This is a genomic window from Bacillus sp. LSHTCR4 (genome assembly GCF_057197025.1).
This window is the reverse complement of sequence record NZ_JBXUNO010000004.1, coordinates 191,891-213,843: the sequence shown is the minus strand read 5'-3', so window position 1 is coordinate 213,843 and position 21,953 is coordinate 191,891. Positions and strand designations below refer to the sequence as shown.

14 protein-coding genes are annotated in these 21,953 nt (G+C 32.4%); 9 read left to right on the top strand and 5 right to left on the bottom strand.

Going from position 1 to position 21,953, the window contains the following annotated elements:
• The first annotated feature begins 112 nt into the window (after positions 1-112).
• Positions 113-271, top strand: a complete 159-nt coding sequence (locus tag AC2CGR_RS23220; protein WP_001164454.1) for a hypothetical protein — start codon at positions 113-115, stop codon at positions 269-271.
• Positions 272-419: 148 nt separating this feature from the next.
• On the opposite strand, the gene AC2CGR_RS23215 is transcribed toward AC2CGR_RS23220, so the two are convergent.
• From AC2CGR_RS23215 to AC2CGR_RS23200, 4 genes are all read right to left on the bottom strand, one after another.
• On the bottom strand, positions 420-1,010 hold the full coding sequence (locus AC2CGR_RS23215) for a hypothetical protein (protein WP_061402393.1): 591 nt from the start codon (positions 1,008-1,010) through the stop codon (positions 420-422).
• Between the two features lie 252 nt (positions 1,011-1,262).
• Positions 1,263-2,396: an IS200/IS605 family element RNA-guided endonuclease TnpB gene (tnpB, locus tag AC2CGR_RS23210; RefSeq protein ID WP_042996137.1), complete on the bottom strand. Its 1,134-nt coding sequence runs from the start codon at positions 2,394-2,396 to the stop codon at positions 1,263-1,265.
• Between the two features lie 282 nt (positions 2,397-2,678).
• Positions 2,679-5,756, bottom strand: a complete 3,078-nt coding sequence (locus AC2CGR_RS23205) for a type IV secretory system conjugative DNA transfer family protein (RefSeq protein ID WP_484481235.1) — start codon at positions 5,754-5,756, stop codon at positions 2,679-2,681.
• Positions 5,728-7,278, bottom strand: a complete 1,551-nt coding sequence (locus tag AC2CGR_RS23200) for a replication-relaxation family protein (protein ID WP_071680031.1) — start codon at positions 7,276-7,278, stop codon at positions 5,728-5,730. Before AC2CGR_RS23200 ends, AC2CGR_RS23205 begins: the two co-directional genes overlap by 29 nt.
• A 537-nt stretch (positions 7,279-7,815) precedes the next feature.
• On the opposite strand from AC2CGR_RS23200, the gene AC2CGR_RS23195 reads away from it, so the two are divergent.
• From AC2CGR_RS23195 to AC2CGR_RS23185, 3 genes are all read left to right on the top strand, one after another.
• Complete coding sequence (locus AC2CGR_RS23195; RefSeq protein WP_061402396.1) at positions 7,816-8,502, top strand: hypothetical protein; 687 nt, start codon at positions 7,816-7,818, stop codon at positions 8,500-8,502.
• A gap of 579 nt (positions 8,503-9,081) precedes the next feature.
• Positions 9,082-9,516 (top strand): hypothetical protein, encoded by a 435-nt coding sequence (locus tag AC2CGR_RS23190; protein ID WP_001006721.1) that lies wholly within the window; start codon positions 9,082-9,084, stop codon positions 9,514-9,516.
• Complete coding sequence (locus AC2CGR_RS23185; protein ID WP_484481234.1) at positions 9,516-10,964, top strand: FtsZ/tubulin family protein; 1,449 nt, start codon at positions 9,516-9,518, stop codon at positions 10,962-10,964. The genes AC2CGR_RS23190 and AC2CGR_RS23185 overlap by 1 nt, the downstream gene beginning before the upstream one ends.
• Before the next feature lie 25 nt (positions 10,965-10,989).
• Here the strand turns inward: AC2CGR_RS23185 and AC2CGR_RS23180 are convergent, their stop codons facing one another.
• Positions 10,990-11,739: a MerR family transcriptional regulator gene (locus AC2CGR_RS23180; protein ID WP_071680032.1), complete on the bottom strand. Its 750-nt coding sequence runs from the start codon at positions 11,737-11,739 to the stop codon at positions 10,990-10,992.
• Positions 11,740-14,690: 2,951 nt separating this feature from the next.
• Between AC2CGR_RS23180 and AC2CGR_RS23175 the strand changes: the two genes are divergently transcribed.
• The 5 genes from AC2CGR_RS23175 to AC2CGR_RS23155 all read left to right on the top strand — a co-directional run bounded on the left by AC2CGR_RS23175 (position 14,691) and on the right by AC2CGR_RS23155 (position 21,946).
• Complete coding sequence (locus AC2CGR_RS23175) at positions 14,691-16,004, top strand: DNA primase (protein WP_484481233.1); 1,314 nt, start codon at positions 14,691-14,693, stop codon at positions 16,002-16,004.
• Between the two features lie 496 nt (positions 16,005-16,500).
• Positions 16,501-16,731, top strand: coding sequence for a hypothetical protein (locus AC2CGR_RS23170; RefSeq protein WP_000533687.1), 231 nt, complete (start codon positions 16,501-16,503; stop codon positions 16,729-16,731).
• A 22-nt stretch (positions 16,732-16,753) separates the two neighbouring features.
• On the top strand, positions 16,754-17,725 hold the full coding sequence (locus AC2CGR_RS23165) for a sigma-70 family RNA polymerase sigma factor (protein WP_484481232.1): 972 nt from the start codon (positions 16,754-16,756) through the stop codon (positions 17,723-17,725).
• A gap of 313 nt (positions 17,726-18,038) precedes the next feature.
• Entirely contained in the window at positions 18,039-19,670 is a 1,632-nt protein-coding gene (locus tag AC2CGR_RS23160) for a hypothetical protein (protein ID WP_484481231.1), read from the top strand.
• Positions 19,671-19,690: 20 nt separating this feature from the next.
• Positions 19,691-21,946, top strand: coding sequence for an adhesin (locus AC2CGR_RS23155; protein WP_484481230.1), 2,256 nt, complete (start codon positions 19,691-19,693; stop codon positions 21,944-21,946).
• Positions 21,947-21,953: the final 7 nt, after the last annotated feature.

The window sequence follows — 21,953 nt, the reverse complement described above, 5'->3', positions numbered from 1 at the left end:
TTGTTTATATTCTGCCTGTATTACTCTATGAACGTCCTCGAACGCTCGATGGATATCATGTGTACTTTTACACATAATAAGATTGTTAAATGTTAAAGTCAGGAGGGTTTGTATGCAACATAATAAAAAAGCTGTAGAAAAGTCTAGTTCTATTATGAAACCAAATTTTGCAGAAACTGATGCGCAAAAAGTGAAACAAGAAATTCAAAATGATGTAAGAGAAGGACAAGGAGCAATGACTTCCCGAGAAGCAGGTGCAATGCGGGATTAAGAAACCACTCCTTACTGTTATTATTTTATTTTTCTAGTGAAATTTTAACCAGTAAGGAGCCATTCCATAATCTGCTTTTGTTTCTTAAAAAGTCGTTTTACACTTTGAAATAACGTTATTTCATGTAAGTATCTCAATTAGAGATAATCTATATTCCCTTTGACTTTTTCAAAAAAAAGTTTAACTTGCCGTGATATAAGGAATTCCAAAATTGTCTATTGTAGTCATCATCATTTATTAATATGTTAGTATCAAACTCCGCTAATTTGTTCTTTAGTTCGTAAAAATTGTTTGTTAGGTCATGACTTATGTAGTGTTCTTGCTCTATTAGTTGAACCAAATACTTTTTAAAGTAATTGAAGCAGCAATACATTTTCTCTATAGAAGAATTAACAAAATATCTTTCTACTCTTTCCGTAATCTCATGTTCTAGCTCATATATTTCTCCTGTGGGTTGGTAGATAGTAATTAGATTACCTGAGTCTATATTGCTCCCAATAACAAGGTATGGTTTAAACTTTTCTAAACTCGCTAAAAACTTTTCTGTATATTCTTTATCCAATATCGATAAAGAAAAATCATTTTGTTTTGTCCATTCCACTACATCTAAAAGAAAACCATTTGAATAGGTGTAAAATTCTACATTGAGCCATTCGAATTCGTTTCCTTTAATTTGATGATTAAGTAAAAAGTGCATACTATCAATGGACAAATTTAATTTGGCTATTTCCAATGTCATTCCTCCAACCCTTAATATTTAATCCGTTTTCTCTTTCTACACAAACTCAATTAAATTTTAGCATAAAGAAATGATCCCCTTAGTGAAAGTTACATATGAAATATTGAACTACCCCCACTTATCGACCTTACGGTCTGATTGAAGTGGGAGATTCTTGGGAACAGAGCATACTTGTTGATGTATTTCTTTACCAACAGCGGTTTCTCTTATTTACCAAGCTATCTCCGTAGATTCCTACGGTTCTATGATTTTTCAAACGAAGGCTAATGTTCGTAAGCCTTCGGCTAGAATATTTTTACTAGCATTAATATCTCTATCGTGGTTTGCATGACAAATAGGACAAGTCCAGTCTCTTATTTCAAGAGATTTCTTGCCATCATGATGTCCACAATCAGAACATATTTGACTAGATGGAAACCATCTGCTTACTTTGACGATTGTTTTGCCATACCAAGTTGCTTTGTATTCTAATTTAGATACAAAAGCAGACCAAGATACATCAGAGATTGATTTAGCTAATTTATGATTACGCAACATTCCTTTTGTGTTCAAGTCTTCGATGCAGATGATATCGTGGTTTTTGATAATCTCTGTACTCAACTTGTTTAAGAAGTCGTCACGTTGATTTATGACTCTTTCATGTAATCTAGCAACTTTACGCTTTTGCTTCTGATAGTTTTTCGCATCAAGAAGATGAATACCTTTATTTTTAGCAATTAATGCACGTTTTGATAATTTACGTTGTTCACGTTTTAACTTCTTCTCCATTTTAGAAGTGAACTTATTATTGTCAATCTTGTGACCATCAGAAAGGATAGCAAAGTCAGTAATTCCTAGGTCGATGCCGATGGCAGAATCAGCTTTTTCAAGTGGTTGTATTTCAACCTCTGTAAGAATTGACACAAAGTATTTTCCACTGGAATTTCGTCTAACAGTAGCATTCATAATACGTCCATCTATCTCACGGCTTTTTGCAAATTTAACAAAACCAAGCTTTGGTAGCTTGATCTTATTATCTACAATAGCAATATTGCCATTTGTATGCTTAGTCGTATAAGATTGAACATTGTTTTTCTTAGATTTAAAGCGTGGTTTGTCATTCTGCTTTTTGAAAAAGCGTTTATATGCATCTGCGAGGTTTTTAAGTGCTGATTGAATAGCAGTACTGTCAACTTCTTTCAACCACTCTAGCTCTATTTTGAGCTGCGGCAGTTGAGCAGAACAAGCGTTGTAAGTCAGACCTTTACCAGTTTCTTTGTATGTGTCATTCCACATACCTAAGAAGTGATTAAAGACAAAACGAGAACAACCAATTGTTTTCGCAATCAGTATTTCCTGTTCTTTATTTGGGTAGATTCTGAACTTATAAGCCTTATTGACTAACAATGCTTTCACCTCACTTCATTCCTTGATTTTCGATGTGTTTTCTAACTACATTAATGGGAGAACCACCATTAGTTAACATTGATACGCCTGATTATACTATAAGGCATGATGTGTTTAAATACCTTTGGCTAACGCCAACCGCAATTCATCTCCCACCTATCACTGGGCTACGTCCTGCACGTGATTGAGGAAGGAGTCTTCTTGCGGAAAAACGATAAAAAGGTATGAGTTTACGCCCCACACCTTTTTATCAGTAGAAATATTCGTTATATGCTTAGTGTATCAATCACGATCAATGTCACCTTCGATATATTGACTAAGTTTATCCTTAATTGCCGCACTTTCTGGAGTTACTTGTGCTACTTTACGATTGTGAAGACGAGAGCCACCATCCATTTCATCTAAAGGTAATGTATTTTCATCATCTTGAGGAACAGTAGCAGCCATTTGTTGCTGTAACCATTGCATTGTTAAGTTAGATGTTGTATTTTTACCATTGATTTCTGCGGTTCGTTGAATTTCCTGTTCTTGCTGATTATGAGTTACAGTCGATGTGTAAGCAGGCTCTCTATATTGTGGTGTATGCTTCGCCCTTGGCACTTCTATTGGAGTTTCAGTAATCACTGGTGCTGTTTTGTTAAGTTCAATAGGTTCTCTATGTTTACTTGTATCTCGTACATTTTCTTTCTGAACATCGATTAATTCATTAGTTTTTGCGGATTCTGTTGTATTAGAAGTAGCAATTGATGCTGTAGCACCTTCTTTTTCTAGCGTAGGAGCAGAATTCCTTGAGTAATCTTGAACAGACTGATTATTTGTTAACTCCCCTCCATTGTCAGTATCATCTTCATTACTATAAAAATCGTAAGTATCAGAATTTAACGTTTGTAACCAACCTTCTATTGCAGTAGGTGCTGTTTTAGGTGTACTTAATTCTTCAATTACAGTTTCTTCACTATCAACATCTGTATCTGTGACATAATCATTATATTTAATTTCCGTATTCAATGACTCTTCACGAATTTTTAACCAATAAGCAGCTGCTTCTGCATCAACTTGAATCTTAGCTGTTTTAAACTCAGAGGCAGGAACAAAGTTCGCATTTACTTGTATTCCTCCTTGAGGAGCATTATCTTTTACAATTTTAGCAGCACACTGGAATGCTTTTTGAATTAAAATGTCATTTTCAGAAAGAATAGGTACCTCAGTTTTCGAATAAGAGTAGGATGTTCTACGAGTACTTTGTGTTTTTGTTTCTGCTGTTACCATATCAATTTCTTGATCACCTTCACGTGCCTCATAAATTGTTTTCGTACCCATTAGCTTACTAAATAATTTAGCGTCTTCATTTGTAACATCACCATAAACAAGTTTATTACGAAATGTACCTAACAGTATATCCATGAATCTTGGGCCATGTTCAATTGCTAATTGACTAATGGTTTGTGCAATAACAATTAAAGGTGCTTTATATTTACGTGATTGAGCAGGAAAACTTTTAAATGCTTTGTAAATGTAATCCGCAAACTCATCGACTAAAACCGGATGGTAAGGAGATACGTTAGGCTTACGACGGAAAACAGCATTCTGCACGGCATATAAACATAATTTACCGAATACATCAGATAGATCAGAAAGTTCCCCTTTTGCTGTATTGATTAAAAGGATACCTCCAAATTCCAGGTGTTTCTCGAAATCAAAATCCGATGGACCACATAAAACACGTCGGAGCAGAGGTTGAGCAGAAATATCATTTAATGTGTTTCGTAAACCGCGAACAAAGGTTTCTTGTTTATCAATTATCTTTGGTTGCCCATAGTATTTCCCTTCAGTATGATAAACAACTTCCCCTCCCCCACGGCCACCAGAAATTTCAGGAACATAATTTAAATCAAACCATTCATCAACTTGTTTCATGATGCGAAAATGGTTTCGTTCATCTCTATCTGGAATAGATTCAATATCATTTGGAAGTCGTTCTTTTAATTTGAGATGCATCTCAAAAACGAGATTAGCATCATTATACATATCAATTAAATGCTCAAATCTAGCTTCAAATCTAGAATCATGGAGTTTTAACAAATAAATATGTTGTTTAAGATGGGAACGCTCAGATTGAACGAAGAACGGATTTCCTGCCCCATTATCAGAGAGACCCGTTAATACTGAACATAACATCTCAGCAACTTTATCAACTGGACCACGTACAAAATTTATTGAAGGGGTATCAGGATTTGTTGGGTCTAAATAGAAAATAACACTTTCGGGAATCTTGTGTGCTAATACCAATTTATATACTTTTTCGCAGAAGTCATTAGATGGCTCGATAACTGTAAGACCATTAACCTGTGTTCCTTTTACATCCTCTGAATGATAATCTTTTCTTTCATATAAGGTTTTAAAGTTATTAATCATTAATGCCATATAGTCAAGAATTTGATTGGCAATTGGTAATCCAAGTGCAGCTGATTTACCTGTACCAATGTTACCGATGATCATTATATTAAGCGTTAGAGACTTGCCCTGTATAACTGCCATTTCCCGTGTAGCACTGTTAGGACCAAGAAAGATATCGGGTTCTGGCAATTTTGATGGATTTTTCTCAGTGAAAAATTTGTGTAATGAAGTAGCAAGTTTTCGTTGACGATCATCATTCAAAAAGGAAAGCATCCAACCAGGTATTTTAAATACGTATTCCCATTTTCCGAATTCATCTAAAAGCTCTTTTTTATGTTCATAAAAAATCTTAAAGAGCCATAAGAGTACGAGAATAATAATAATTACAGGTATTGCAAATACAAGGTGCATGATATTACTAAAATTTGAAAGTATAGTATCCTCTAATCCTTTGTCATTTAGTGAAACTTCTCCAGCTTTCGAATGTAAGAATGGAATAAATATCTTAGCTAATGGAACACTAAACGCCCATAAGTACTGGGCAACTATACCAATTAACATCATCGAGAATATAAACCATCTACGCTTTATCTCCTGGTAGGTCTTAACCTTGGTTGATAGTTGCCAAGTATAAATTAAAATCCAAAAACTAAAAAAGGTTTCAAGGTAATAATTAGTTTCAAACGGATTACCGAAGATACTTAAAGTAGGTAACGGAGCCCCCATTTGTATGGACCAGAAAGAAGCGTATTTATATATTCCTCTAAAAGCAAAATACCAAGCTAGCAGAAGTAGTAATGTTATAACATAGTAAGATGAGCGGGCTGCTAAACGATATTTCCAGCTTTTTGTAATGTCGATTGTAACTGTATAGGAATTTTTTTTACTCTTTCCGGCTTTTGGATCCTCCCCATTACCTGGTGCATTATTGAGTTCAGCATTCTTTTGAACTGCATTCTCCAAATTCTTGTTTCACCCTCTCTTTTAACGAATAAAAAGCAGCGGTGAAATTAAGCAATTCAGCAGAAGTAGCCAATAATATATTCTCTGGTGCTATGGAATTGTGATACAAATCAGTAAATATGGCTTGCTGTCCATGCTCTAATTCATCCGCTTCATATATCCCCAAAATCTTTATTGGGTTTAGTGTTCGGTGTTGATTTTGCATGGCCAAAAATCCTGATAATTGCTGTAATTTATAGTGTGTGTTAACCTCCCCTACCTTAAGTATTGTTAATATACATAATATTTCTAAGTAATCTAAAGATTTTTTTTCTTCATCAGGTGCTTTTTTTCGTAATACCAAAATGTCATCTGTTAGCTCAAGTAGTTTAGAATGTTGAATCCCTTTCGCTTGAATTTCATTTTTATTAGAAATCCACTCTACCGAATAAGGGAAAGAAGAATTTATGTTTAAACGTTCAGCGATTTTTTTGAGCAAATGACTTTTGTTTAAACTATTAATTTCGCGAATTTCATGAAGAATATTATTTATTACAAGTGCAGATCCACCCATATTGCTTACGTAAACATTTAGGTTATTCACTACACTTAAACGTGGTATATTGCTGAAAGCCTTTTTTAAATTTGTTACACGAGTAGTTCTTTTTTTGTAAGTAGAAATTGTGTGATAGGAATCATCGATTACTGAAAATAATACGTAAAACTGTTTAGACGGATTAGAAGCAGCGATATCAAGATATTTTTTTAGCTTGTTTTCTAGAAATGGAATGTTTTCTGTTCCCGTATCAACTTCAATATTGATAATAGAATCGTTACATGTAAGAACCCAATCAGGAATGATTAATGGGTTTTCCTTTGAATCTAGGTAAAACTCTTTAGATGGACGAAATGAATAAACGAGTTGAGGTAGATCTGGTTGGAAGGAAACGGGTTGAAGTTCTGGCTGAAACATTTCGCGATACTCTTCATCTTCGTATAAGAAGTAAACATCATTTGAATTGGAATACATTAGGTTAGGTAAATGTAAGTTTTGCTTCACAATTGAGTTTAATGGAAAAAGATAATCGCCGTTACCCCCTACAATTGCACCGGTATGTTCATTTTGGGATTCTGCTTCAAGTAGATTTAGCACAAATTGTGTAATAGCTATATTGTGTTCATATTGCCTTTTGGTAACAAACGAGGTGGTATAATCAGTAATTAATTTTAAACGATATAATACTTCTGTTCCCTTTGAAGCTATAGAAACGAAATCCAATGTAAAGCCACGCTTTTTTCTCACACTTATATTTTCTTTTTTTATTAATTTCATTTTTGCCCACTTAGTTAACTTTGATGAAAATGTAGTTCGACTTATTGGCTCCCCACTTATCAATTCATAAAATTTTCTTAATTGAATTTGAGATACTGTTCGTTGTTCATATAAAAATAAGACTGTAAAAATATCAGAACGATTAAAATAAACTCCACGATCATTCTCTCCGACGATATATTTAACGGCATGATCAAATGATTTTTTCAATTTTAAACACTCCCTTGATATGGAAATAAAATACGGAAATCTGCATAAAATCAGGTACAATTGTCATGAAATGAAAGTAATTAATGTTGGATAAATTAAGCAGTTCAGTACATAAAAATGATTAGTGTATATTTTAACTGAAATTTACAAAAAAGTAATTCATTATCCCTATGGGCTCTCGGTTTAAAAACACATGTTATTTCGTCAGGTGTAGGTAATTAAAATCAATGATATCAAGTGGGAATTTACTATTAAAGTTCGTCATTTATACTTCGACATAGATAAAAGAACATATGACGAACTCTAATGATGAAAAAAGGGTTCATCATATGTATCTCGTCATATATGAGTAGAGTAACAAAAATAAATAAAATGTACAGTGAATATTCTTTTGCATAGATGATATTAAGTATTAAACAAAATTGTATTTAATTCTGTAGAGCTATTTGTTTATCAGAAGGAAAAATCACATCATAAAAGAAATAAGTAAATAAACATAATAAAGTAAATGAAAATTGTGTATATTTCATATTTTGCATGTTAAAATCTGATTTAAGGGGTGAAAAAATGCGGAATTTGAACACAGAATATGGGCTAATAAAAACAATTATACAAAGTGAATTTGAAACAGACGTTCTTTATAACATGGTAACTAACACATTAAATAACGAATATGAGATAATTCCATTACAGTTTGCTGCTCTAGATCCTTATAAAATCTACAATACTTCACAAGTTAGTAGACTATTGAGACTGAAACCTAATAAATTAAGGTATTTAATTAACAGATACGGTGAATACATCCAGTTAATAAAAAAAGGAACTAAATATGTTATTTCATTTAAAGCTGTATACAAGATTTATTTAGTACATCTATGTTTAACAAAGAAATTAATTAGTTTATCAGAGTTTAATCGCTTTATGGCTTTACATGTGAGTTATAGTGATTATATTGACATGAAATTGACAAGTTATACTGACAAGTTTGTAGAACTTAATTTCAGAGAAAAACAAATGAATGAAAATGAATCACAATTTTATGTGTTATTTCTGCAAATCTCAGAAATAACTACGGAATTAATAAAAGAAATGACGAAATATAACATGACATTGACATCCCCTTTCCTTTCTGTAGACAACCAACAGAAAAATGAGTTATTGAAAAAGAAGCAGGATCATAAAAATCTTTTTAATAAACTAAGTGTTTTATATAAAACTATATAGTTAAAAGAGTAATACTTAAGAAGTATTACTCTTTTTTTATAGGGTTATATACACGTCTTATTAATAAGTCTTTCATATAAGACCTTTAAATAGGGTGTGTAATAATTCGCGGTAATATTATATTGACATGAGATTAATATAAAAGCATATAAAACCTTTAATAATAAGTGTTTATATATACGTCTTATATGTAGTTCGTATATATAAAGTGTATAAATGAAATGACCATGATAATAGTACGTTATTTTAGGAGTATTATATATCGGAATTATAATTCTAGATAAAAATATACATAAATACTGCACTCATATTTATTATTTAATAGTTATTGTTAGTTATATGAAACCTGATATTAACATGTTTTGTTCACTGCTTATATGAACGACTTTCATGTACGTCTTATATATTTGGCGTTGATATATAGGACACTGTTTCAATTTTACATTTTGTAAACATTATATACGTCTTGTATATAACAATTTAATATAAGGCTTATATATAATGACTTGATATACGTCTTACAATGATGTAATATATTTTTAGGAATAATTAACCAACGTTTTAAGGGGGGGAGACAACTTGAACGAGGTATTAAGTGAAAAATATAAACAAAACAAATTCACTGAAGAAGTTGTGGAAATGTTTGCAGACATTATTGAAGGAGACGAAATACTCTACAATGTATTTCATTACATAGGATCTCAAGTAAACAAACAATACCAAGAGACAAAGTATATGAGAGGAATCTCAATAAATGAAATAGTAGAAAGTGTTGTTATTGATAGGAGAGTAAAGAAACCTAAGGGTAAATCCTATTCATTAGAACTTGAAAGAACTAATATTTCAAGAAGATCGGCAGAAGGTAGTGTTGCTACTTTAGCTTCAATGTCATTAATAACAGAAAAAATTATGCATCCGTATAAGTTTTTAATTTCAACTATTAGGGGACAACAAGTATTAGTTGAATTAGGGAAACGTAAAAAAAGTAATGAGAATAAGGGAGAGATAAAATAATGGCAAAAAACTTTCTGAAAAACGAAGTAGCTGTGAAAATGACTATGGTTGGTTTTGGTCAAGCTGGAACTAGAATGGTAGATAAGTTTGCTGAGTATAAGCATACAGACGGTACAGCAGTTTATAATTGCCTAGCGTTGAATAGTAATGATGGGGATTTAGCTGAACTGAAAAATGTGCCGAAAAGTAACCAAGTTTCACTAAAATTAGGTGGTTTAGGTAAGAATCCTGAGCGTGCTGTAAAGGTGTTAGAATCTAATGAAGAAGCTAAAGATAAACTAAAAGAATTTATAACGGAACGTGTTAGACCAACTGATGAATTAGTACTATTTTTTGCAGGTTTAGGCGGTGGTACAGGTACATCTACAATTATTCAAGCAATTGAAGAATTCTCTGCTTTTCATAATAAACCTGTAATTGCTGAAGAACTTAAAAGTATGGCAATGAAAATTCCTAGAGAAGAATTAATAAAAAATCAACAAAAGTATGCAAAAATTGCTTTCAATAATGCAATTGAACGTAAGGATTTCATTAAAATGGGTATTGTGGTTACACTTCCAGTAAGAGCAGATGGACCTGATGTACTGCGACAAGTAAATAAGTTCTCACAAGAAATTTGGAAGTTAGCAAATGATCCGGCTAAAGGCGTAGCATTTGTTGTATTTGCGGATAATCAACACTTCTATGATGAGTTTAAGGGATTAAACGAAAATGAGAAAAAAGGCATTGGAAACTCACGAGACTATGCAAACCAACGCATTGGAGATATTATTCATGAGTTAAATACAGCTGCTAATGGTTCAGGAACATCAGTAATTCTAGATTCTCAGGACTTTAAACGAATTTTACTAGAAAAGACAGGCTGTTTAGTAATTAATAAGGTTTCACGTAATATGAACCAAATTGAAAATAGTAAAGAAATTGTAGATATGTTCTCAGAATCATTGAAAGGAAGCTCATTCCATCACCCTATTGACCTGATGAAGACAAATGAAAATGGAGATTTAGAGGCATCAAAGGTACATCATTTTGGGATGTTAGCAATTTTAGATGAACAGAAGAACATTGATGATTCATTTATGGATGATGCAAAAGTAGAAGTAACAAATAAACTACCAATCAATGGAACTGTTTTTAATGGTTATTTAGTGAGTAAAAATGATTTTATGGGTAGCGTGTATACTTTCTATAAGACAGATGCATTACCATCTCGATTATCAAAAGGATTAGTTGAAGAATATAATGAATTTAAGGAAAAACAAAGTCAGATTCAATATACAAAGTCTCAAATTACTACTATTGAAGCGCAAGACTCGGACGATGATTTCAATATTAACTTTGGTGATTACTTTGAATTAGAATCAGATAAAGATGAAAAACCACAAGTGCAAGATGATGAAGAATTAGCGGCATTTATGGATCCTGATAAGATGTTCGGAACTAAATAAAAAATAAGCCTGGAATTGTCCAGGCTTATTTTTCTGTTTTCATTACATTTTTCATATATTCAATCATGTTCTCATCAATATAGTTTTCTATGAAAAGTTGTTTTCTCGCAAGATCTTCCTCTTTTTTAAACCAACCAACTTTTTTAATACGAGTTTCTTCTGGCTGTGTATTCCACTCTTTTTCAGCTTGTTTTCTTAACTCTGTACGCGCCCTATGTTGAATAATTATATTATCTAGTCTTTCTTGTCTTTGGCGCTCTTTTAACTTCTCAGGGTCTTCTGGTTCAGGTAGCACTGCACGTATAGCCTCTTCAAACTTTCCTTGATACTCTAATTCAATGTTTTGTAAATGCATTTGAATCTTTTGCTCTACTATTTTTTCAATAGTCGCTGCAGCTTCCTGCATGTTTAATTGGGCTGAGACTTCACTGGTTTGATTTTCTGGAGAAACTGGTCTTAGTTCAAATTGATGTGGTAAAAGCTCAATAATTGCATCTAGCGACCACTTTTCATCCCTCTTTAGCTTGATAAATAAAGCTATGTCTAAATCCAGTGTGTTATATAGCTTTTCATTTGTATTATTGGTTCTTAATGTTCCGTGTAACCCCTTTTCCTCTAGGATATTGAACCAATTGTATACAGTGTTATGATGTCGGCCTACTAGTTTTGAAAACTCTGTTATTCGCCAAGCTTTTTCAAAAGTATCTTCATGACTAGAGTTTGTATTATTGGACTCCATATGTTCATTTGTATTTTTGTTATCTTGTTCAATCATCGTTATACCTCCTTGAAATATAATGGCCATAGCAAAATGTAATTAACATATAAAGTGAGATTAACATGTTAAGTGTCTTTCGACGATATAAACCTCAATACCTTTATTGATTGACATTCACATGAAATGTGTCATTGATATATAAAGCATCACTTGTTAACATGAAATTGATAAATCAGGCTTTTGAATTAACTATTGTTAATGTCCTGTTAATAATCCGTTAGCTATTAATGATTATTGTTGCTATGAAATTAACAAATTAGTCTACAATATATTAATGATAAGAAAATATTAGGGATTTGTAAATAAATTATAAGGATATAGCATTAAACTTAAAGATTTAAAAGCTAAAAAGTATGTATAAATCTAAAGAGAAAAGCCTATACTAATAGTAAATAAAGGCCTATATTTATTATAATTTTTGATACCCGGTAGTAGAAAACCAAGAACTGTATAGCTAATTGGTTTCAGTAGATCTTTAGAATGCACGTGAAGGTTATTGAAGTACTTTTATGTGGTTTAATGTAGACTTACTTTTTTAAGGGGTATCACCCTTTACAAGTGATCTCTATATAATCAAAATTGATTTATACAATTACTATTTTTAAATCGGAAGTAATAAAAAGCGATTCATTGTTTTTTATTACTATCAAAATGTTTTCAAGAATGGTATCTTCCGCGGTTTATGCAGTGAATTTTACTATATAAAAAGTCCTTTAATAGATGTAGAATTTAAAACTCTATCTGTATGTATATTCCCAACTTTAGAATCAACAATTATTAATGTCATGTCAATATTAATTAACGATTGTTGATATGAAACTACTATTAATTAATAACTAGCCCTATTAACATGTCAATCTCAGGTAATATATCAATGATAAATAAAGTGAAAACTGTTAATGTTCGTGTGTTATTAATAAGAAATGATCAACTGTATGGATCACTTGTTTATGTCTATCCACAATTATAGTTCTTTTAGGGTGTTTTCCTTTTTATTTTTCGATAGAAATCTGTTGTGGTAGATAAAACTTTTAACTAATGTGGATTTTAAAAAAACGAAATCTGTTTCTACGTGCATTTCTACTATTTAATTGTCAATGTCATATTAATGTTAAATGCAAATTGTTGATATAACATTAATAATTAAATAGTATGTCTCTTTACATTTTGCTTTTAGACTATATGTCAATGCGATTAAATTTCAACTATGCTTTGATAGTGTGAAAACATCTTTTAGGATAGATCATCACTAAATTTGCCTCGAGCAAACCTCCACAGAAGAAAATTTTCACCAATATAGATTTTGAAATCCCGAAATTCATAAACACTGTCACTTTTTGACGCCTTATTGTTAATGTCTTATCAACATCAATTAGAATAATGTTGATAACAAAAGAAAGTAAGTACTTAACATGTTAATCTCAGGTTATATATCAATGATAAATGAAAAGGAAGCTGTTATTTTTTTGATGTCACTAATAAGAAACCATCAATTGTATGGATTCCTTGTTAGCTTCTAACCACAATTACAGTTCTTTTAAAGTGTTTTTTGGTTTTTCGATAGAAATCTGTTGTGGTAGATGAATTTATAACTAATACAGATCTCAAAGACTTAAGATCTATATTTATGCGTATTTTAACTACTTAATTGTTAATGTCATATTAATGTTAAACGCAAATTGTTGATATGAGATTAACAATATAGACAGTATTCCTTTCTATGTGTTGTTTTTAGATTATATGTCAATGAAAAATAAAGGGTAAAATGCTGTCATCATTTATTATCACGTTTAAATTTCCAACTATGTTTTAATGGTGTCGAGACATTTTCTAGAATAGATCGTTACTAGATTCACTTCAAGAAAACTGCCGCAGAAGAAAAAATCAACCGATATAGATTTTAAAATCTTGAAAGCTATAAACGATGCTTCTTTTTTGAAACCTTATTGTTAATGTTATGTCAATCTTATTCAAAATGATATTGATAACAAAAGAAAATAATCACTTAACATGTTAATTTCAGTTAACATGTTAATGACAAATGAGAGATTGAAAACCAGTTATCTTTTCATCGGTATCAACATGCGATTGATAGTTTCATGATGTTTCTTTTTATGTCTTACTAGCATTGGGGAATTTTTGAAGTTTATTTTGTTAATTAACCCACTTCCGTACAATTTGTCGCAATGGACTATTGTTCAATTAATATAAATCTTGAAGTTTAGATAGGCGCAAATATTTTTGGAAAGCTTCCATTTGTTAATGTTCTGTCAATGTCAATCTGATGATACTAGCGATAATGCCGATGCGCACTAGTTTATATGTTAATCTCAGTTGATATGTCAATGTCAAATGTGGATGAGATGTATTAATTTTTTGTTAATATCAACATGCGATTGATAATTATATGAGTGTTTTATGGTCCGTGGTCTAAAATGTTAAAAAGTAGGACTAATTAATTTTGGACAAAATATAAAATTATAATGCTTGTTTACAGGTAATATTTTATGGTTAACAAGAATGCGCTTGATAGTGCCATTAATTAGTTAGTAGAGTATATACTGTATTAAAAAAATCAGCAGAGAAACATTAGTGAACCGTTAATAACGGGGATCCTTATATCTTGGTAAATATAGATTGCTAGAATAGTATCTAATTCTGAAGAAGTTCTAGCTTCAAAAAGAGTTAAGTAGTGAAATGCTCATGTCTCATAATAGTGTGGGGTTTAATAATATTTAGAATATTATTTGATTAAATAAAGAATATTATGATTAATCACTAGATTTAAATGAGAATTTTTAGTATATTCTTTATTATAAAATGTAAATTTTTTTCTAATGATTACATAAAGCCCTTCGGGTTACGGATTAAATTACACGTTTGTGTGGTATTTAACCTCCGTATTCCAAAGGGCTTTTTTATTTGATTAAGGGAAAAGGAGAGATGTGATGTCAATTGAAAAGTTAGCAGCAAATAGAATATTAAGACCAGTGAGAAGCATGGATAAGGGAAGCAATGAGAGATGGTTTGAATTTTATAGAACAACATGCCCTATATGTGGTAAGCAAGGATGGTGCATGGTTAATGATTCTGAAACTAAAATAATATGTGGGCGAATTTCATCAGAAACAGTATTCGGGGAAGCGGGCTATTTACATAAATTAGCTGAAGAGCAAAAAAGGGGATATGACTTTTCTCAAGATCAGATGATTAAGGAACATAGGAAGAAAAGTGATTACACCCTTGATATTATTTACACTTTATTCCTAGAATCTTTAGACGTGCGAGATGAACATATTAAAATGTTAAGCGGATCAAAACGTAGGATTACAAAGGAAGTAATAAATGTTAGAAATTACAAAAGTTTTCCTATTAAACCTTGGGATACTACGAAAGAGTTAATAAAAAAAGTAGGAGGGAAAACAAGCTATATTGTTGGAATCCCAGGATTTTATGAAAAAGAAACGAAGGGGAGAAGATATTTCACGTTTGCAGGAAGGAGAGATTCTTTATTAATACCGCAGAGAAATATATATAATCAGATATGCGGTTTTCAATGTAGAATTGATGATCCTGAATATATGACAGTTGTAAAAAATCATAAACCAAGCCTTAAGGCAGAAGTTATTGAGCAACCCAATACTATAGAAGTGACCTATAAAATCAATGGGAAGATAGAGTCTGTATTTAAAGGTAAAGTCGATTTTAAAGAATGGTATGAAATTAATTATGAGGGTGAAAAATTAGGTGAAGTACAATTAAAGTTAGAAAGTAAATATTTTTGGGTTAGCTCAGGTGGGAGATTTCATGGCACAGGAGCAGGGAACCCATTGCCAATACATGTAGCAGTACCTAGTCGGGAGCTGAAAAACTGGGAACGTGGAGAATTAATACAAAAGGATAATGTATGGATTTCAGAAGGCGCTCTAAAGTCTGATATTGCTGCAGAAAATTTAGACGAGCTTCTAACAAATGAGGAAAAAGTATTGTATGGTATCACAGTTGTATCAATACCAGGGGTTAAAGTATGGAGAATATTAATTGAACCATTGAAAAAAATGGGAGTTAGACAGGCGACGTTCGCTTTAGATATGGATATGATTACAAATTCAGATGTTCAGCGGTCGTTATTAGAATGTGCCCAAACGTTGTATCAAGAAGGGATAAGTATTAATTATGCAAGTTGGGATATTACTCTTGGAAAGGGACTAGATGATTTACTGTTAAACGATTATATTCCAGCAATAGAGAAAGTGAGATAAACGCTATTTTAATTGAAATAAGTTAAAAAACATATTAATAGGGGGATATAAATGATTAATTACTTTTCTATAGTATAACTAGAATGAGTGAATTTTTTAAAATCGAAATTTCTATGTTAATTATACAAAAATTACATATGAGATTCGAAGAATATAAATTTGGAAGATTTAAAAGTAAATTTATTTTTTTCTCTTTCTAAACGGATGTTTTGTATAGAAGAATACAAAACATCTATTATTTTAGACGTGTTCTTGATAGTCATCATGATTTATATAAATATAATTAGTTTAATCATAAGGGAATGATGGATATTTTAATATCTCGGTAATTTTTTTAATTTTTAGAATGATTTATTTTACATTTTGTTATAATCCTATATCATATATATACAGGAGAAATTTGGAAGAGATTTAGGGCGGAGTTTCGTATCTATGTAATATCAATAGTAGTTTTTAATTACTAAATAATACTATTCATGTATACGAGGTGAAACAAATGGGGAGACGAGTAAACGAGAAGAAAACGAAAGAGCAGTTTTTATATGAAAGAAGAAGACAATTAGAAATAATGGAAGGTATTAGTAGCATCTGCAAAGGATGCGATACTTATATAGAATTGAGAAAAACGAAAGCACATAAAGAAGTGGCCAATACATGCGCAAGGAATTGTAAGTTGATTAGTAAGTTACAAAAGGAGACAAAGATGTTTTTAGAAACAATTCGTTAAAAATGAGAAGGGAGGAATAAGTATGAATCAATCATATAGCAGCTTGAATCGTGATGAGTCATTAAATAAAACTATAACACAAGGTTCTAATGCAAGAAGTATTAAGCCAATGGCTTATCCAGAAGGTAACACTTTTGAAATTAAGGAAATAGGAAATTATCAGGTACTTTCAAAGCAAGAAAGTTTAAATTTATTTCAGCGGTACAAACATGGTGAAAAGGATCTACGTGATTATTTGTTTCATGTGAATGTAGGGTTAGTATTATCTATTGCAAGAAAGTACAAAAACAAGCACCCTGATATAGAGTTTGATGATCTGGTTCAAGAAGGAAATGAGGGAATGTTACGGGCAATGGAAGATTTTAATCCAGCTTTAGGCTATTGCTTTTCCACATACGCTTTTTGGTGGATACAAAAAAGGATGTTAGGAATTATATGTAAAAAAAGGTCGGGACCTTTTAAAATACCTAACTATGTGAATCAATTTAATTTAAAATATGTCGAATTAGAAGATAAATATTTACAAATGTACAACAGACCCCCTTCGGTGGAGGAAGTTGTAAAAGAGTTAGATGTAACTAGCGAAATAGTCATTAGGCACAACGTATATTATAAGCGAGCTACTACTATGACTTTGGATATAGATACAATAAATGAAGATATAGGTATATCAAATTCATCCCATGATGATAAATCAACAATTCCTTCAATAAATGAGATGGTAATTGAAGACTTAAATTACGAGATATGGTTAATATTTGATGAAGTATTAAACCCAAAACAAAAGATGGTACTAAATCTATGTTTTGGTCTTTTAGATGGTAAAGTGTATTTGCATAAAGAAATTGCAAAAGCACTTATGATAACAACTGAAAGAGTGTCACAAATAAAGGAAGAAGCAATTAAAAAATTGAAGAAATGTGACTATAAAGATGAAATTTTTAATCTACTACATGAAAAGTTGAAAGTTATGGATGAACTTAATATGGTGTGAAAATATAAACTCATATATCCCTGAATATTCAATGCAGTAAGTGTGTAGTATCTTTTTTTATCTAAAATTTGGAAACAAAGTGATGCATTAAGAGGAGAACATGTACTATGAATTCAATAGATGTAAAGTAAAAAGAAGGATAAATGGGTGTAGACCATTTATCCTTTTTTAATTTATCATGCTTAAAAAATAATATTATCACTAATTTTCCTTAGTTTTTTTGTGGAAATATCTAATGATTAATTATGAAGGATGAATAATTTAATTACTCTCATTAATGAGGTACTGATAGAAAGGAGGCTGTTGTTGTTTTATGCAAAATAATAGAAAAAGAAACGTAATTAAAGAAAGAATTAGACAAGAAAAAGAACGACGTGAGCGATTACTAGCAGAGGAAGAAGAACAATATGAGGATGTCTACAAAGATCCAATAAGTGAGCAAATACAACAAGAGCATTCAGAACAGCCACGGAACCAACGTGAAGAAAGTGTAAATGTAAATTTACCTAAAAATGAATCTTCAAATAGTAACACAGCTCTTGCTTGGATCACTACAATTCAAAAACAGGCAGGCACTTCTGAAAATGATTTAAAAATAGAAGAAGCAAGGGAACGTGAAGAAGTAGAAGCACGTAGAAAGGCAGAAGAAGAAGCAAGGGAACGTGAAGAAGTAGAAGCACGTAGAAAGGCAGAAGAAGAAGCAAGGGAACGTGAAGAAGTAGAAGCACGTAGAAAGGCAGAAGAAAAAGCAAGAAAACGTGAAGAAGTGGAAGCACGTAGAAAGGCAGAAGAAGAAGCAAGAAAACGTGAAGAAGTGGAAGCACGTAGAAAGGCAGAAGAAGCAAGAAAACGTGAAGAAGTGGAAGCGCGTAGAAAAGTAGAGGAAGAAGCAAGGGAACGTGAAGAAGTGGAAGCACGTAGAAAGGCAGAAGAAGCAAGAAAACGTGAAGAAGTGGAAGCACGTAGAAAGGCAGAAGAAGAAGCAAGAAAACGTGAAGAAGTGGAAGCACGTAGAAAGGCAGAAGAAGAAGCAAGAAAACGAGCAGAAGCGGAAGCGCGTAGAAGGGCGGAAGAAGAAGCAAGAAAAGAAGCAGAAGCACGACGGAAGGAAGAAGAGAAAAAACTTGAAGAAGTAAGAAAAAGAAGATTAGAGGAAGAAAAGAAAATAAAAGAAGCACAAAAGAGACAAAAAATAGCTGTGGTGAAAAGGGAGCCCGATAGTGATGAAATTAATTTAAATAATGAAAGAAATCTACCAAATGAAACTAAATTTGAACAAGAAGAGAAAGTCGCAATCGATAAAAAAGGAATCTTAAATAATATGAAAAAATATAAGTACGCTATTATAGGAGTCGCATCAATTGTTTTATTAGTAGTAGCAGGTTTTGCCTTTAGCAATATGAAAAATTCACAGGCTGCATCTGCAAATAATGTAAATAGTTTAGAAGTTAATGCGAATTTAATAAGTGGGTTAAGATTATCTGCAGTTCAAAAATATCAAGATGCTGCCTTGGAATTTGATAAAGTCGATTATAAAAAGTTAGGAAAAGAAGATAAAAAGGCAGTTTTATTTACGTATCTATTAAGCGGTAAAGCACAAAGAGCAATTGACTTAGAACAAGATTTTGCAGAATCAGTAGTTTCATATTATATAGCTGTTGATAACTTGAAAAAGGTAAAAGAACTTAAAACTAAAAATTCACTAATTAATTTTGAAATTGCTGCGTTAGATAACAAACATGAAGAAGTTATCAAGTTAAGAGATCAAGTGCCACTAGATGGTAGAAGAGAAGGAATTATTGTTAATAGTTATTTGAAATTAAATAAATCTGAGGAAGCTAAAAAGTTTGCTCAAAAGGTTGGAAATAAGGATTTACTCGAAAAAATTAATAATTCTACACCTAATAGTTCTGCTACATCTGTAGCAACTATAAGTGCAGGTTAGGTAATGAGGAGGAATTGATTGTGCCTTTAGATTATTCGAAAATTTTAAAGAAAGTGTTACTTACGACTACTGTAACTACCTTAAGTGTTGGGGTAGTTACAGGCTGCTCGCTGTTTTCTTCTGAAAAAAAGAGCACTAAAACGGCATCAGTATCTAAAAAGAAAAAGGATAGTGAAAAAGAAAAGAAAAAAGATGAGAAGAAAGATGAAAGTAAGAATGAAACAACTGAAAATCTAAATACTAATGATTTTGATGAAATCATTGATAATGCAAAGCGTAGCTCAGATCAAAATTTAGCCGGAATTATTGAAAATAACAAAACCAAAAAGAAATATGATGATTTATCTGATTCAATTGCGACCGCAGCTATAAATTCAGATAGAAATCTAGCATCAGTTATTGACGGTGATAAATCAAATAATCGTTTTTCAGATTTAAATACTTCAATAGCATCGGCAACAAACAATCCTTCTGTCTCGGATAATAAGGATAGTAAGAACTTTGTATTTGGTGGCGATTTAAATATTAATGATGGAGTTGCTATTGCAGATAACTCAATACCTCCAATTAATATTGATAAAAAACCACCAACTTCTGGTGATACAAGTGGCGGGGAAGTGAAAACGCCAACTGGTGGTGAAGGTAATAATGGAGGTAGCACAAAACCACCAACAGGCGGAGATGGTAACGATGGTGGAGGCGGTACAAAACCACCAACAGGCGGAGATGGTAACGATGGTGGAGGCGGTACAAAACCACCAACAGGCGGAGATGGTAACGATGGTGGAGGCGGTACAAAACCACCGACAGGCGGAGATGGTAATGATGGTGGTACAACAAAACCAGAAAAGGATACAGTGTCACCAGTAATTACAGCAAAGCAAGGTGTAACTGTACATGTAGGAGATAGTTTAAATGCAAGTGATTTAGTAGAAGTAAAAGATAATAAAGACCCAAACCTAGTAGTAACAGTAGGAGCGCACGATACAAGTAAGGCAGGAGAAATTCAAGTAACAGTAACGGCAACAGATGCATCAGGAAATAGCTCAAGTACAACAGTAACTGTCAATGTAGTCGAAAAAGAAGAAGAAAGAGATACAGAAGCGCCAGTAATTACAGCGAAGCAAGGTGTGACAGTGCATGTAGGAGATAGTTTAAATGTAGGAGACTTGGTAGAAGTAAGAGATAATAAAGATCCAAATCCAGTAGTATCGATGGGAGAGTATGATACAAGTAAAGCAGGAGAAATCCAAGTAACAGTAACGGCAACAGATGCATCAGGAAATAGCTCAAGTACAACAGTAACCGTTAACGTAGTCGAAAAAGAGGAAGAAAAAGACACAGAAGCACCAGTAATAACAGCGAAGCAAGGTGTAACCGTACATGTAGGAGATAGCTTAAATGCAGGTGATTTAGTAGTGGTAAAAGATAATAAAGACCCAAATCCAGTAGTGACAGTAGGTGCATATGATACAAGCAAGGCAGGAGAAATTCAAGTAACAGTAACGGCGACAGATGCATCAGGAAATAGCTCAAGTACAACGGTAACTGTCACCGTAGTCGAGAAAGAAGAGGAGAAAGATACAGAAGCACCAGTAATTACAGTAAAACAAGGTGTAACCGTACATGTAGGAGATAGCTTAAATGCAGGTGATTTAGTAGAAGTAAAAGATAATAAAGATCCAAACCCAGTAGTAACAGTTGGAGTGTATGATACAAGTAAACCAGGTACAATATCAGTTCAAGTAACGGCAACTGATAAGGCGGGTAACAGCTCAACTGCAACGGTAACAGTAAAAGTAGTGGAAAAGGAAGAAGAGAAGGATACGGAAGCACCAGTGATAACACCAAAACAAGGTGTAACCGTACATGTAGGGGATAAATTGAGTCCAGGAAGTTTAGTGAGTGTAAAAGATAATAAAGATTCAAATCCAGTAGTAACAGTGGGAGCGTATGATACAAGTAAGCCATGTACAATATCAGTTCAAGTAACGGCAACTGATAAGGCAGGAAACAGCTCAACTGAAACAGTGAATGTGGTAGTTCTTGAGAAAGAAAAACCAGAACAGAAGCCAGAACAGAAACCAGAACAGAAGCCAGAACAGAAGCCAGAACAGAAACCAGAACAGAAGCCAGAACAGAAGCCAGAACAGAAGCCAGAACAGAAACCAGAACAAAAGCCAGAACAAAAGCCAAAACAGAAAAATGCAGGAACAACTTCTAAAGAGCAGGATAATGGATTACTTGCATCAAATTCTAATGATGTAGCTAAATAAGATTTTA

Bases quoted from the DNA above. Each gene is read 5' to 3' on its own strand.
- AC2CGR_RS23215 (WP_061402393.1), bottom strand. From the start codon at position 1,010: ATGACATTGGAAATAGCCAAATTAAATTTGTCCATTGATAGTATGCAC.
- AC2CGR_RS23220 (WP_001164454.1), top strand. From the start codon at position 113: ATGCAACATAATAAAAAAGCTGTAGAAAAGTCTAGTTCTATTATGAAA.
- AC2CGR_RS23170 (WP_000533687.1), top strand. From the start codon at position 16,501: ATGGGGAGACGAGTAAACGAGAAGAAAACGAAAGAGCAGTTTTTATAT.
- AC2CGR_RS23175 (WP_484481233.1), top strand. From the start codon at position 14,691: ATGTCAATTGAAAAGTTAGCAGCAAATAGAATATTAAGACCAGTGAGA.
- AC2CGR_RS23180 (WP_071680032.1), bottom strand. From the start codon at position 11,739: ATGATTGAACAAGATAACAAAAATACAAATGAACATATGGAGTCCAAT.
- AC2CGR_RS23160 (WP_484481231.1), top strand. From the start codon at position 18,039: ATGCAAAATAATAGAAAAAGAAACGTAATTAAAGAAAGAATTAGACAA.
- AC2CGR_RS23165 (WP_484481232.1), top strand. From the start codon at position 16,754: ATGAATCAATCATATAGCAGCTTGAATCGTGATGAGTCATTAAATAAA.
- AC2CGR_RS23185 (WP_484481234.1), top strand. From the start codon at position 9,516: ATGGCAAAAAACTTTCTGAAAAACGAAGTAGCTGTGAAAATGACTATG.
- AC2CGR_RS23195 (WP_061402396.1), top strand. From the start codon at position 7,816: ATGTTAAAATCTGATTTAAGGGGTGAAAAAATGCGGAATTTGAACACA.